Origin of the sequence: Mucilaginibacter paludis DSM 18603 (genome assembly GCF_000166195.2) — a bacterium.
GTDB lineage: Bacteria > Bacteroidota > Bacteroidia > Sphingobacteriales > Sphingobacteriaceae > Mucilaginibacter > Mucilaginibacter paludis.
Map to the genome: position 1 here is coordinate 7,317,741 of NZ_CM001403.1, position 12,692 is coordinate 7,330,432.

13 protein-coding genes are annotated in these 12,692 nt (G+C 42.6%); 7 read left to right on the top strand and 6 right to left on the bottom strand.

Annotated features, from left to right (window positions below):
* The first annotated feature begins 57 nt into the window (after positions 1-57).
* Positions 58-1,722 (top strand): FAD-dependent oxidoreductase, encoded by a 1,665-nt coding sequence (locus tag MUCPA_RS39450; protein ID WP_008511965.1) that lies wholly within the window; start codon positions 58-60, stop codon positions 1,720-1,722.
* 259 nt (positions 1,723-1,981) lie between these two features.
* On the opposite strand, the gene MUCPA_RS31100 is transcribed toward MUCPA_RS39450, so the two are convergent.
* On the bottom strand, positions 1,982-3,610 hold the full coding sequence (locus MUCPA_RS31100) for an ABC-F family ATP-binding cassette domain-containing protein (RefSeq protein WP_008511968.1): 1,629 nt from the start codon (positions 3,608-3,610) through the stop codon (positions 1,982-1,984).
* Between the two features lie 258 nt (positions 3,611-3,868).
* Positions 3,869-5,302 (bottom strand): ATP-dependent DNA helicase, encoded by a 1,434-nt coding sequence (locus MUCPA_RS31105; protein ID WP_008511970.1) that lies wholly within the window; start codon positions 5,300-5,302, stop codon positions 3,869-3,871.
* A 61-nt stretch (positions 5,303-5,363) separates the two neighbouring features.
* Between MUCPA_RS31105 and MUCPA_RS31110 the strand changes: the two genes are divergently transcribed.
* From MUCPA_RS31110 to coaD, 4 genes are read left to right on the top strand one after another with little or no spacing between them, the layout of a single operon-like run.
* On the top strand, positions 5,364-6,185 hold the full coding sequence (locus MUCPA_RS31110) for a DUF3822 family protein (RefSeq protein WP_040626713.1): 822 nt from the start codon (positions 5,364-5,366) through the stop codon (positions 6,183-6,185).
* Positions 6,161-6,703 (top strand): 16S rRNA (guanine(966)-N(2))-methyltransferase RsmD, encoded by a 543-nt coding sequence (rsmD, locus tag MUCPA_RS31115; protein WP_008511975.1) that lies wholly within the window; start codon positions 6,161-6,163, stop codon positions 6,701-6,703. Before MUCPA_RS31110 ends, rsmD begins: the two co-directional genes overlap by 25 nt.
* A gap of 38 nt (positions 6,704-6,741) precedes the next feature.
* Positions 6,742-7,776, top strand: coding sequence for a hypothetical protein (locus tag MUCPA_RS31120; protein ID WP_008511976.1), 1,035 nt, complete (start codon positions 6,742-6,744; stop codon positions 7,774-7,776).
* 39 nt (positions 7,777-7,815) lie between these two features.
* Entirely contained in the window at positions 7,816-8,277 is a 462-nt protein-coding gene (coaD, locus tag MUCPA_RS31125; protein ID WP_008511979.1) for a pantetheine-phosphate adenylyltransferase, read from the top strand.
* Here the strand turns inward: coaD and MUCPA_RS31130 are convergent.
* Positions 8,252-8,887: an NUDIX hydrolase gene (locus MUCPA_RS31130; protein ID WP_008511981.1), complete on the bottom strand. Its 636-nt coding sequence runs from the start codon at positions 8,885-8,887 to the stop codon at positions 8,252-8,254. The two genes, coaD and MUCPA_RS31130, sit on opposite strands and share 26 nt — an antisense overlap.
* Here MUCPA_RS31130 and pyrE point away from each other — a divergent pair.
* Both pyrE and MUCPA_RS31140 read left to right on the top strand, forming a co-directional pair.
* Entirely contained in the window at positions 8,886-9,539 is a 654-nt protein-coding gene (gene pyrE / locus MUCPA_RS31135; RefSeq protein ID WP_008511983.1) for an orotate phosphoribosyltransferase, read from the top strand. The two genes, MUCPA_RS31130 and pyrE, sit on opposite strands and share 2 nt — an antisense overlap.
* Before the next feature lie 17 nt (positions 9,540-9,556).
* Positions 9,557-9,958 (top strand): SRPBCC family protein, encoded by a 402-nt coding sequence (locus tag MUCPA_RS31140; protein ID WP_008511985.1) that lies wholly within the window; start codon positions 9,557-9,559, stop codon positions 9,956-9,958.
* A 282-nt stretch (positions 9,959-10,240) separates the two neighbouring features.
* On the opposite strand, the gene MUCPA_RS31145 is transcribed toward MUCPA_RS31140, so the two are convergent.
* Genes MUCPA_RS31145 through MUCPA_RS31155 form a run of 3 tightly spaced genes read right to left on the bottom strand, consistent with a single transcriptional unit; the run spans position 10,241 to position 12,621 of the window.
* The gene (locus MUCPA_RS31145; protein ID WP_040626715.1) at positions 10,241-11,041 is read right to left on the bottom strand and encodes a hypothetical protein; all 801 of its coding nucleotides are present in this window, start codon (positions 11,039-11,041) and stop codon (positions 10,241-10,243) included.
* Positions 11,042-11,061: 20 nt separating this feature from the next.
* The gene (locus MUCPA_RS31150) at positions 11,062-11,826 is read right to left on the bottom strand and encodes a DUF6882 domain-containing protein (RefSeq protein WP_008511990.1); all 765 of its coding nucleotides are present in this window, start codon (positions 11,824-11,826) and stop codon (positions 11,062-11,064) included.
* Between the two features lie 60 nt (positions 11,827-11,886).
* Positions 11,887-12,621: an AAA family ATPase gene (locus tag MUCPA_RS31155; RefSeq protein ID WP_008511992.1), complete on the bottom strand. Its 735-nt coding sequence runs from the start codon at positions 12,619-12,621 to the stop codon at positions 11,887-11,889.
* Between the last annotated feature and the right edge of the window lie 71 nt (positions 12,622-12,692).

Below are 12,692 nucleotides of genomic sequence, written 5' to 3' on the forward strand. Positions count from 1 at the left end.
ATTGTATTTTTGGACATGGAATAAGCCCTAAACTTTATCCTGTAGAAGCTATAAAAAATGAGTTTACCTATTATATTTTGCATTGACGATGATGTTCAGGTTTTAAGGGCCATCACCCGCGACCTGAAAAGCAAATACCGCGACAGCTACCGCGTATTGAGCACATCATCTATCCAGGAAGGTTTGGACAGTATGCTGGAGCTGAAGAACAAAGGCGAGAATATAGCGATGTTCATCTCCGACCAGCGCATGCCACAAATGGACGGTGTATCATACCTGGAAAAGGCGATGAAGTTTTTTCCGGATGCCAAACGTATTTTGTTAACCGCCTATTCGGATACCGATGCGGCTATCAAGGCCATTAATACCATTCAGTTAGATTATTACCTGGTGAAACCCTGGGATCCACCGGAAGAGAAACTATACCCTATTATTGATGGTTTACTGGACGACTGGCTCAATACCTATCGCCCGGATTTCAGGGGCATTAAAGTATTAGGTTATCAGTATTCAAAAAAATCGCACGCCATTAAAGATTTTTTGGCAGGCAACCTGATACCATACCAATGGCAGGATGTTCAAGTATCCGACGACGCGGAAAAATTGCTCGCCCTGAATAACCTAAATACTAAGCAACTGCCGGTAGTGTTTTTTGAGGACGGTACTTACCTGGTTGATCCGCCGGTTATTGATATTGCCAGGCATATCGGCTTAAACCCGCAAATTAAGCACGAGATTTATGATGTGGTGATTATTGGCGCCGGCCCTGCCGGATTAGCGGCCGGAGTTTACGGAGCGTCGGAAGGTTTGAAAACCCTGCTGATAGAACGCCGCGCACCGGGCGGGCAGGCCGGCACAAGTAGCCGGATTGAAAATTATTTAGGTTTCCCGACGGGTTTAAGCGGATCCGAACTCACCAGGCGGGCCATGACGCAGGCTACCCGGTTGGGAACAGAGTTTTTATCGCCCTTATCCGTTACTGCAATACAGCAAAAAGATGGCTATAAAAAAATTATACTGGAGGATGCAGGCGAAATTAATACCCGCAGCGTAGTGATTACCACCGGGGTTGATTATCGTAAGCTGGAAACTACAGGCATAGCCGATTTTGCGGGCGCAGGCATTTATTATGGTTCGGCCATGACGGAGGCTGCCGCTTGTAAGGATAAGCAGGTATATATTGTGGGCGGCGGCAATTCGGCAGGGCAGGCGGCTATGTACCTGTCTAAATTTGCTAAAAACGTTTATATCATTATCCGTAAAGAGGATTTAACCAGTACGATGTCTGCCTATCTCATCGAGCAGATTGGCGCAACGGAAAACATCAGCATCATACCAAAATCGGAAATTGCGGAAGCCAGAGGCTCGGATAAGTTGGAACAATTGGTTGTCAGAAACATTATTGATGGCCATGAAGAGCTTAGAGAAGCGAACGGACTTTATATTTTTATAGGCGCCAAGCCCTTTACCGACTGGATTCAGCTGGATATTATCAAGGATGGTAAAGGCTTTTTAGAAACTGGCCGCGAACTTAAAAATTATGATGCCTTCCAAAAGATATGGAAGCAGGCCCGTGATCCGTACTTATTGGAAACCAGTTGCCCCGGTATATTCGCCGCCGGAGATGTACGCGCCGGTGCCATGAACAGGGTTGCATCCGCAGTAGGAGAGGGCTCCATGGCGATCAGCTTTGTGCATAAGTACCTGGCCGAGGTGAAGTAAGCATTTGAGTGCAGATCAAGATGATTTAATCAAAAATTTACTTGATTGTTAAAACGTAAGATGCTCACGCGAAGGCGCAAAGACGCTAAGAAATAAAGGACAAAGAACTTTACCGCCCTTGCATTTCTACGGGAAAATCTGCCCAACTTAATGCCAATTAGGTTAGTTGATTAGTACGCCGTTAGCAACCACTACAATATAGAATTAAACAAAAAACGCCGGCTGAAATTCAGTCGGCGTTTTTTGTTTAATTTATCTTTTATGCCATGGCATACATTTCTTCGCGTTGCTTTTGTACGGCTTCGTTGTTAATGTACTCGTCATAGTCCATCAACTTGTCTATAATGCCGCCTGGGGTAAGTTCAATAATGCGGTTGGCTACGGTTTCGGTAAGCTCATGATCTCGTGAGGTAAACAACATCGTTCCCCTAAAATCTTTCATGCCGTTGTTAAGCGCCGTGATCGATTCCAGGTCGAGGTGATTTGTAGGCTCATCAAACAACAATACGTTGGGCTGCTGCAACATCATCCGGCTAAACATGCAGCGCATTTTTTCGCCTCCAGATAATACGTTACATTTTTTCAATACCTCTTCGCCCGAAAATAACATCCGTCCTAAAAAGCCACGGATAAACTGATCATCCTTTTCACCTTCAGAATATTCGCGCAACCAGTCTATCAGGTTTTCGTCCTTACCGTTAAAGTAGGCCGCATTATCCATCGGTATATCGGCGGCTTTAATGGTAACACCCCATTTAAATTCGCCTTTAAAATCCTTATCCCGGCCGGTTAATATATCGTAAAAAGCGGTTGTTGCTAAGCTGTTTTGCGATAATACGGCAATTTTATCGCCTTTGTTTACCATCAGCCTCACGTTATTAAACAGCACTTCGCCGTTCAGACTTTTGCTTAAATTTTCAATCTGTAATATCTGGTCGCCAGCTTCGCGGCCCAGGTTATTAAATATAATGCCCGGATATTTACGGGTTGATGGCTGAATTTCGTCAAGGTTGATCTTGTCCAGAGCCTTTTTACGGCTGGTAGCCTGTTTCGATTTTGACGCATTCGCGCTAAAGCGCCTGATAAAATCCTGAAGCTCCTTAACTTTGTCTTCCAGTTTTTTATTCTGATCGGAGCGTTGTTTTAAGGCCAACTGGCTTGACTGATACCAGAAGGTATAGTTACCGGTATAGATCGTCATTTTACTAAAATCGATATCTACCACGTGGGTACATACGGTATCTAAAAAGTGCCTGTCGTGCGATACCACCAGTACAATAGCTTCGTATCCGGCTAAAAAATCTTCAAGCCATGCAATGGTATTGATATCCAAATCGTTGGTGGGCTCATCCAGTAACAGGATGTCCGGTTTGCCAAACAGGGCCTGTGCCAGTAATACCCGTACTTTTTGGTTACCATCCAGTTCCTTCAGCAATTTATAATGATGCTCTTCTTTGATACCCAGGTTACTCAAAATGGTGGCGGCATTGCTTTCTGCGTTCCATCCGTCCATTTCGGCAAACATGTTTTCCAGTTCACCGGCGCGTTCGCCATCTTTATCGGTAAAGTCTTCCTTCATATAGATGGCGTCCTTTTCCTTCATGATGGAGTATAACTCTTTATAACCGATTAAAACAGTTTCAATCACCGGGAAATCATCAAACTCATAGTGGTTCTGTTTTAAAACCGCCATACGCTCGCCTGGCGAAAAACTGTAGCTCCCGCTTGTAGGATCGATTTCTCCGGAAAGGATTTTTAGAAAGGTTGATTTACCTGCACCGTTGGCGCCAATAATGCCATAGCAGTTGCCGGGAGTAAACTTTAAGTTAACATCTTCAAAAAGTGTGCGTTTACCATAACGCAAGGAAAGATTAGAAACGGTAATCATGCTGCAAAGGTAAGGTTTTTGAGTTGAAAGCAGAAGTGGGCTTTGATAAAAGCCGCTTCTGCTTTCTGTAAGTGCTGGAGCAGGTTGGCAGTATTAGGGCACAGCGCGACAAGCTAAATTTCAACGCATCAAAATCTTTCTCAAAATCTGCGTAAGCTGCTGTTTAAATCTTGGCCGCTATTCGTCGTAGATTAACGTAAGGTAAAAAAAAGTGCTTGTAAAGGCGTAAAGAAAAACTTTCGGCATGCCAAGCTCTCCTCAATAATTGGCCTCGGTACCGGCGGGATAAAAACGTTGGTTAAAGTTAACCAAAAACAAAGCCGTGGTAGCGCGTGTGCAGGCGGTATAAAACCAGCGTAAAAAATCGTTGTTCACCATCTCTTCGGTTAAGTATCCCTGGTCAACAAAAACGGCGTCCCACTGGCCACCCTGCGCTTTATGGCAGGTAACCGCGTAGGCAAATTTAACCTGCAGGGCATTATAGTAGGGGTTGGTTTTAAGTTCTTCAAATTTTGCCCGCTTGTTGGCAATATGCTCGTAGTCCTTCATTACCTCCAGGTAAAAACGTTTTTGATCGGCAGGTGGCAGGGCAGGGGCATCGGTGTATAGCGTATCCAGCATTAGTTTGCAATTGATGGTCAGGCTTTCGGCATAATCTATAAATTCCAGCTGCGCATCGGCAAATCTAAAGCCATACATATCCTGAAAATTGCGGATCTTTTTAATGCGGGCTATATCGCCATTGGCAATAAAACCGGTGCTGTTCTCTTCTTCCTCCTTCAGCCAAAAATAATTATTGCGTACCACCATAATCTGGTCGCCGCCGGTAATTTCTTCATCGCGGAATAAAACCCGCCCGCGGATCTGCTGGTTATACATATTGGCGTTTTTGTTCGACCGGCAGATGACCAGCGTCCTATCCATGCCGTATTTTTTATAAGCATAGTTTAACCCTTCTTCCAGCCTGTCGCCATTCAGGCGGAAAACATCTTTAAAGCCTTTGGTAATGATGCTTGGTATTTCGTTTTTGTTGTTCCTGATGAGTTCCCTAACGCCGGTAACATTCATTAAGATGCCCGAATCCTTTTCCTGCCGTACCACATCGGTTAATTCAAAAGCAAATACGTTAAGGCGGAAATGATCTTTCAATATTTTTTCTTCGAGCGCCGGGCTGCTAACCGAGCCCACCGGCGGTAGCTGGGCCGTATCGCCCACGAGCATCAGTTTGCAGTTTTTGGTATTATAAACATAGCTGATCAGATCCTGCAACAGGCTGTTGCGGTTATTGCCGTTAGCCTCATCGGATATCATGGAAGCCTCGTCAACAATAAATAAAGTATCCGTGGCTACGTTATCACCTAACATAAACGACTCATCGATACTCATTGCCGATTTTTTACGGTAGATCCTTTTATGAATGGTAAACGCCTTTTTTGATGAGTAGCCCGATATTACTTTAGCTGCCCGGCCCGTAGGCGCAAGCAATACGTACTTGTAATTATATTGCCTTAAAGCTTTCACCAGTGCGCTAATTACAGTTGTTTTACCGGTACCGGCATAACCTCTCAATAAAAAACACTCGTCGCCATCGTCGCTCAGCAAAAAATTGTTCAGCCTTTTAAAAAGCTCAAGCTGCTGCCCGTTAGGTGTATGCGGAAACGATTTGATTAAATATTCGGCGTTGGTATTCACATACCAAAAATGCAGAAAAAAGGCTTAACCGCGGATGTGTTATTTTTTTTACTTTTGCTATATGAGTAATGGCTTGTACAACTACTACGATCCCGAATTTAACCCGCAAATAACAAAAGGTAACCAACTGTTGATTGATATCAACGATAACTATTTCTCTTTTGTGATACTGCAAACCGAGAGTAAAAGAGTGCTGGTGTGGGGCGAGAATTATGCTCAAAGCGAACTGGATAATCCCGACACACTCAAGCAGATTTTAACCGTAAAATATGAGGATGTTAAAGTTGTTGTACCATCAGACAGTTTTACAATTATCCCGAAGGCGCTTTATAACGAGCACGATGTGGACGCGTATCGCAAACTTTTAACGCTCGGGCCAACAGATACCGTATTAGTTAACGGATTGGACGCCTCCAACTATGTGATTTTTAAAGTTACCGAAGCTTTAATGAAATCAGTAGGGAACCATGTAAATTTAAACTCCATATTTTTTGCTGGAAAAGTGTTGATAGCGGCTTTAAACTACTTAAAGCCGGATGCATTTAATTTGTATGCCCATATACAAGGTAACAAACTGCAATTGGTTTACCTGAAAGATGATTTACTAAGGTTTTATAACAGCTACGCGTTTAGCAACCCCGACGAACTGATGTATTACATTGTTTTGGTTGCCAACGAGTTAGATTTGAATTTAGATGAAACATCATTGATATTAAGTGGAGAGGTTAGTATCAGCGATAAAAAGATACAGCGCTTAAGCGATTTGCTACCCAAAGTTTATTTAAACCAAACGCAAATTGTTGCTTTGCCTCTTGGATTTTTACCTCACCAGGTTTTACTGCTTTCCGGATTAACATTATGCGAATCATTGGTGGAAAATTAAGGGGATTAAGGCTTAATACACCTAAAAATTTACCCGTACGCCCTACAACCGACTTAGCTAAAGAGGCTTTGTTTAATATTTTAAACAACCAGATAGAGTTTGAGGGTTTAAACGTGCTTGATTTATTTAGCGGTACGGGTAATATCTCGCTGGAGTTTGCTTCGCGGGGAGCCAGGCAGGTTGTTGCTGTTGACCGGAGCGTGCATTGCATTAATTATGTAAAGGATACGGCCCGGCAGCATAAGGTGGAAGATATAGTAACCTATAAGGCCGATGTTTTTAAATACCTGGAAATGGAAACCGAACAGTACGACCTGATATTTGCTGACCCGCCTTACGACCTGAACCGTATACCCGAAATACCAAAAATTATTTTTGAGAAAGGCCTGCTTAGCGCCGATGGCTTGCTGATTGTGGAGCATCAATCGATGCAAAATTTGAGCCAGCATCCTGCATTTGTTGAACAGCGTAAATATGGGCATTCATCATTTTCGTTTTTTAAAAATTTAGTATCTTGATTGGAGTAAACATGGTAATTTAGCTCTATCCAAAATCAATGAAAAAATACCTTTACCTGCTTCTTTTCGCCCTATTATCAAGCATTGTTTTTCAAGGATGTTTTTTTGAGGTGGCTACAGTGGGCTCGTGGCACAATAAAACCATTGATCAGGATGTTAGGGACGAAATATCCGCTTTAAATAACAGCCTGTTTAAAAGTATAGCAAAAGGCAATGCCAAGGGGGTTAAAAAGTTAATGTGTGATGCCTCGGTGAAAACCTCCGGTTCGGATATTGACACAATTCTGAAAGTGTTTAGCAAATATAACGCGCAAAGCTACAGGGTTTTAGATGAGTACTATGTTAAAAACCTGAATGAGGTGAGTAATGTGGCGCTGGCGTCTAACAACGATAATAGTAACGACTACCGCTTAAACTTTGTGGCCATTAACAAAAAAACCTATGTTTCCGTTTTGGTAACAACAGGCTTGCCGGTTAATTTTATGATCCTGGCCATCTACGGCAAGTATGGCGATAGCTGGAAGCTGAATATTTTAAGAGTAGGCGACTACTCGGTAATGGATCAAACTGCTCCGGATCATTATCAGTCGGCGATTAACCATTTCCAAAGCACCAATTATATAGATGCTGTAGACATGATTGTTGTAGCCTCGAAACTTGCTGATCCCGGAGGCGACAAGTTTGAATACCTGAACGATAACGCGATGAGTGCCTTTTATACCGATGTGATGAAAGAAGCCAAATCGGTTTACAAGTTTCCATTTGTGGTTGACAGTATTAAGTCAAAACCTCAAATATTTGCCATTGGCCCACAGGTAGTGAGAGAAGGTAGTCCGGTTGGTATCTTTGCGGTAATTAAATACAAATCACATATCGCCCTTGCCGATACCAACGCTATAAAAAGTGAGAACAAGGCACTACAAAAAATTATAGGCACCCTATTTAAAGGGGTTGACAAAAACAAGCCGGGCATTATTTACCAGGCCTACAATAAGTTTCCAACCGACAGCACCGATGCAGACCATTTTACAATTAAGCAAGTGTTAGGCTATACACTCACCCATTCATACTAATTAAACAAGGTAAACTATCTTTTATTTAAAACAACATCCATGAAAATTGCACTTTTCCCAGGCTCGTTTGATCCGGTTACCAAGGCTCATGTCGACATCCTTAAACGATCTGTAGCTTTGTTTGATAAGGTATACATTGGTATTGGTGTGAATAGCACCAAGAAGGGTTTTTTAAGTATCGAGAAACGCGAGCAGATGCTGCGCGCCGTTTTTGAAAACGAACCCAAAGTGCACGTGGTAGCTTACGAGGGCCTCACCATTAATTTTTGCAAACAAATTGGAGCGGGCTACATGATCCGCGGTATCCGTACCGTATCCGATTTTGAATACGAGAAGGCCATAGCGCAGATGAATCACGCCCTGGAACCCGAAATTGAAAGTATTTTTATTGTAAGCAAGCCCGGTTATTCGTCTATCAGCTCTACCATCGTACGCGAAATTTTGCGCTATAATGGTAACGCCGAGCAGTTTATTCCTAAGGAAGCTTTGCCTTATCTTTAACCAACTCAACGGTTTCCATAACCTCTAAAATTGAGGGGAAGGTGTTTTTGGTGATGACGTTCATTTTTTCGGGAACAAACCAGCGCGCATCGGTAATACCTTCCTCTTTTTGGGGTTTCAGTTTTTCCTGGCCTTCGCACTTCATTTTAAACCAATAGGTTTTCTTCAATACAACTTCGCCCCTGTAAATATAGGCGTGGTAGGTTTTACAAATTCGTTTACCTAATTTTTTTACAGTAATACCGCATTCTTCCTCCACCTCGCGCACGGCTGCTTCTTTCACCTTTTCGCCTTTTTCAATTTTTCCTTTGGGCAGGTCCCACTTGTCGTTCCGGTAAATAAAAAGATACTCCTTCCGTTCATTTTTCACCAATCCGCCGGCGGCTTCGATAACGGGTATCGCTTTGGTTATTTTTTTAAAAAACGCGCGGGCATCGTTACAGATCACAAAAAAATTATACCCCTTATAATGCTCCAGTATAAGTGGATAAATTATTTTCAAATCAAAAGATTGATGTTCAATTTGTTGAAAGTTTGTCAGGTTAGCCGGTATCGATTCTGTGATCAGAAGTGTCTTTTGGTTAATATAAATTCTATAGATTTGAGCCATGTTTAATAAAAGTGAGATCGAACAGCAAGTTGCCGAGTTTCTGCTGCAAATTAAAGCAATTAAATTACAACCTAACAATCCTTTTACATGGGCGTCGGGATGGAAATCTCCAATTTATTGCGATAACCGCACAACACTTTCACACCCGGCCATCCGTACTTACATCCGTCAAAAATTGGTCCGTTTAATACAGGAAGAATTTGGCCCCGTTGCCTGCATAGCAGGTGTGGCTACGGCAGGCATACCCCAGGGCGTATTGGTTGCCCAGGAGCTTGGGCTTCCGTTTGTTTATGTGCGTGCTAAGCCTAAAGAACATGGTACCGGCAATTTAATTGAAGGCGATGTTTTTGAGGGGCAGCGCGTTTTGGTTGTAGAAGATTTGATATCTACCGGTAAAAGTAGTTTACAGGCCGTTGAAGCACTTAAAGCCATAGGCTGCGATGTGGCTGGGCTGGTAGCTATTTTTACTTATGGCTTTGATGCCTCGGTTGAAAACTTTAAAAAAGCAGGCTGCAAATTTGCTACCTTATCAAATTATAACGCGTTAATTGAGTATGCTGAAAAGAATCAGTATATTTCAAAAAACGATGTAAGGCTGTTGGAGCAATGGCGCGAAGACCCTGCTGGATGGGATGCTAAATTACCGGATTGAACAAAATAAAACCTACCATGACTAATATTGAGAGCAAGATTACCATTCAGAAACCTGTTGCCGATGTTTACCAGTTTTTGGCTGATTTAAATAATCATCAGCAACTGATGCCCGAAAATATTTACAACTGGACATCTACTACCGACGAGGCCCGTTTTACCATACAAAACATGGCTAAACTGGCTCTTAAAGTGAGTAACAGGATAGAGAATCAGGAGATACAGATCATCCCTGCTGAAGAACCTCCTTTTGCCATGGAGTTAAAATGGATATTACAAGGTGATGGCGACAACACAGTAGCCACACATCAAATTTCGGCAGACCTGAATATGATGATGAAGATGCTGGTAAGCGGTCCGTTGCAAAAGTTAGCCGATAGCGAAACTTCCAAACTGGCCGAAATTTTAAATAACCGTTAAGCAAATAGTATTAGCGAAACTTATTGAACAGATCGATAAATTTAGTTAGGATACGGTCGGCTAACATAACAACCAAAACAAGGGTTACGACTATTAATAATGTGTTTGTCATCTCTTTATTCTGTTTTTTAGAGAAGACACAATAAGGATACCGGAATTTAAAGCTTTATTTAAATATCTGAAAATTAGGTATTTAAACTATTTTAAATTTAATAAAGACTGTTGGCGGGGCGTGATTGCCCCATTTTTATCTACCCAACTGTAACTGCTTCACAGTAGTTTTTACTGTTTCCTTTTAAACAAGACTATAAAACAAACGACGGCCAGGAGGGCGATGATCATGACGGCTATAGTGGTAATTCCGTTTTTTTCCTTTGTTAACTTTTGTTCTGTAAATTGTTTTTGCTGCAATATCAATTGTTTTTGTTTGTCGGCCAGTTCTTTGGCCTTTTGCTGCTGTTGATTTAAAGCCATTTGTTTAGCCTGGGATACGGAGTCGGTTAAAAAGGCGATTCTGTAAAGTGCCGCGGCGGCTTTGTCAGCATTACCTTTTTTAGTATAAAACCGCGCAATGCTGTTTTGTACTTCAACCTGAAGATCAATTCCGGGAATGGTGCCTGCCAGGCTTAAGGCATCGCGCAAATCCCTTTGGGCCATAGGGTAATCTTTAATATCTGTTTTTACAGCTGATAAGTTAAGCAGGGAATGAATAATGTTAAGCGTATCGCGCATATCGCGGGATAAACTGTTTGACTGTATGTAGAACCACTTAGCCTGGACATACTTTTTTTGTAAGTGATACACCAGGGCCAAATGATCAAAAGTTTCGCGCAGGCCTGTGCTATCCCTGAATTTGGAATAAATATGCAGGCCCTCCATGATATAGTTAATCGCTTCGTTTAAATCGGCCGAGCGTGCGCCTGGCGTGGCAAGCGTCAAGGCAATTTGATTCAAGGTATCGGCTTTAACCGTTTGGCTCTTGATAAATTGTTGACGGGTAAGGCTATCTTTAATCAGGTTGATGGCGCTTAACTTTCCGCTCATTACAACAAGCATTATAATAAACAGGAATATTTTTTTCATACAGGGGGATATAACACTTTTTACTGGCCGGTTTGATTCCTTTTTTTGATCTCGAAATAGCATTGGCCGCAAACAATTTTAATTTTTGCAAAAGCCATTGATACATCATTCCATTCGCCTTCACTCAATCTTATTTTTTCACATTCATCACACCAGGCCTGGTAATCGTCTTCCTCATCGTCGTCAACCAAGGGATCGGATTCAAATGCCTCATGAAAGCCGGTATACTGGTCTTTACTGATGTGTTGGCATACAAAACTCAACCTGCCGGAGTTATGGATACTGCAATCGACATATTTATCCTTTAATCCATCGTATTCTTCCTGCGTTAATTGGTTGGTGAATACAAAATAAATAAACAAGTGCTCTTGCGGAACGCGGTATGCACCAATGGCACTTAACAGCCTGGCCGCTATGGCATTCATGGCCCAGCCTGTGTAATCATCGCCCTCAAACAATCCCTTGGTAAGCTGATCAAAGTTATTAGCCTGGCCAAATGCTTTTACTTTTTCAAGCCCGCGGCATACATGCGCCGGTGTGGTTTGATTATCCCAACTCCAGTTCCAGGTATTGGCCTTTGTAGAAAACGATCCAACGTCAACATATTTAAAGTATAGGTTTCTTCCATCATCAGCTTTAAAATGGAAGGCGCCAATACCGTGGTCGTAATACCAGTGTTCGTAACTATCAATGTCATATAATTTCATAAACTCCCCTTGCAGATCCATCAAATCTTCAAGGCAATTGTTCTTGTAGTCTTCAAAATCCGGTTCTAACGAAATCATATCGGTTTTTATTTAGGTTGATGTTTAGTTTAAAATATAAGTTCAATTTAGAAATGATTTTCACTCATCCATCAGGTGGCGAAGGTATAATGCCGGGTTGTTTAAAAATGATTTGGTGAGATAAAAATGCTCGGTATCCTGGTAGCTGCTTTGGCGCACACCGGCATCGTCAAACTGATAAATAGATGCGCCCGGGTAACAAATGAGCATGGGCGAATGCGTTGCTATTAAAAATTGAGCCCGGCCGCTCTGATCAAGCTGGTGAATTACCGACATAAAGGCCAGGATCCGGGACGGCGACAGGGCAGCTTCGGGCTCATCAAGGATGTAAATGCCCGCTTCGAACTGGTTGTTAAACAGGGCGAGGAACGACTCTCCGTGAGATTGCTCGTGTAATGATTTGCCGCCATAAGCTTGTAAAATGCGGGCATCCTCGACAGCCAACTCATCAATGTACGAAGCAAAATTAAAAAAGCTCTCGGCACGCATAAAGAAGCCTTCGGTTACCCGGCGTGGTGTCCAGGTGAGTTGCAAGGCGCGCGCCAGGGGCGATTCGTATCCCGTAAACCGGTGCCCAGTGTTTGAATTATGGTTGCGGTTACCTCCCCTTAAACTAAAGCCACAATGCTCGGCAATGCCTTCAAGCAAAGTAGATTTCCCCGATCCATTCTCGCCCACAAAAAAGGTAACATTGCTTTGGAGCTTGAGTTGCAGGCCCCTGTTAAGGCTGGGGATGTGTTGCAGGTAAGTGCCATCCTGCAGGGGTGGGAGCGATATTTGAGATAAAAACGGCATATATGTACTTATTGATCCTTATTATAGCTTCTGTTTATAAAAATAATCTTGTTGTAATCAGCAGTTTTAAG

Bases quoted from the DNA above. Each gene is read 5' to 3' on its own strand.
- MUCPA_RS39450 (WP_008511965.1), top strand. From the start codon at position 58: ATGAGTTTACCTATTATATTTTGCATTGACGATGATGTTCAGGTTTTA.
- MUCPA_RS31100 (WP_008511968.1), bottom strand. From the start codon at position 3,610: ATGATTACCGTTTCTAATCTTTCCTTGCGTTATGGTAAACGCACACTT.
- MUCPA_RS31110 (WP_040626713.1), top strand. From the start codon at position 5,364: ATGAGTAATGGCTTGTACAACTACTACGATCCCGAATTTAACCCGCAA.
- rsmD (WP_008511975.1), top strand. From the start codon at position 6,161: ATGCGAATCATTGGTGGAAAATTAAGGGGATTAAGGCTTAATACACCT.
- MUCPA_RS31120 (WP_008511976.1), top strand. From the start codon at position 6,742: ATGAAAAAATACCTTTACCTGCTTCTTTTCGCCCTATTATCAAGCATT.
- coaD (WP_008511979.1), top strand. From the start codon at position 7,816: ATGAAAATTGCACTTTTCCCAGGCTCGTTTGATCCGGTTACCAAGGCT.
- pyrE (WP_008511983.1), top strand. From the start codon at position 8,886: ATGTTTAATAAAAGTGAGATCGAACAGCAAGTTGCCGAGTTTCTGCTG.
- MUCPA_RS31130 (WP_008511981.1), bottom strand. From the start codon at position 8,887: ATGGCTCAAATCTATAGAATTTATATTAACCAAAAGACACTTCTGATC.
- MUCPA_RS31140 (WP_008511985.1), top strand. From the start codon at position 9,557: ATGACTAATATTGAGAGCAAGATTACCATTCAGAAACCTGTTGCCGAT.
- MUCPA_RS31145 (WP_040626715.1), bottom strand. From the start codon at position 11,041: ATGAAAAAAATATTCCTGTTTATTATAATGCTTGTTGTAATGAGCGGA.
- MUCPA_RS31150 (WP_008511990.1), bottom strand. From the start codon at position 11,826: ATGATTTCGTTAGAACCGGATTTTGAAGACTACAAGAACAATTGCCTT.
- MUCPA_RS31155 (WP_008511992.1), bottom strand. From the start codon at position 12,621: ATGCCGTTTTTATCTCAAATATCGCTCCCACCCCTGCAGGATGGCACT.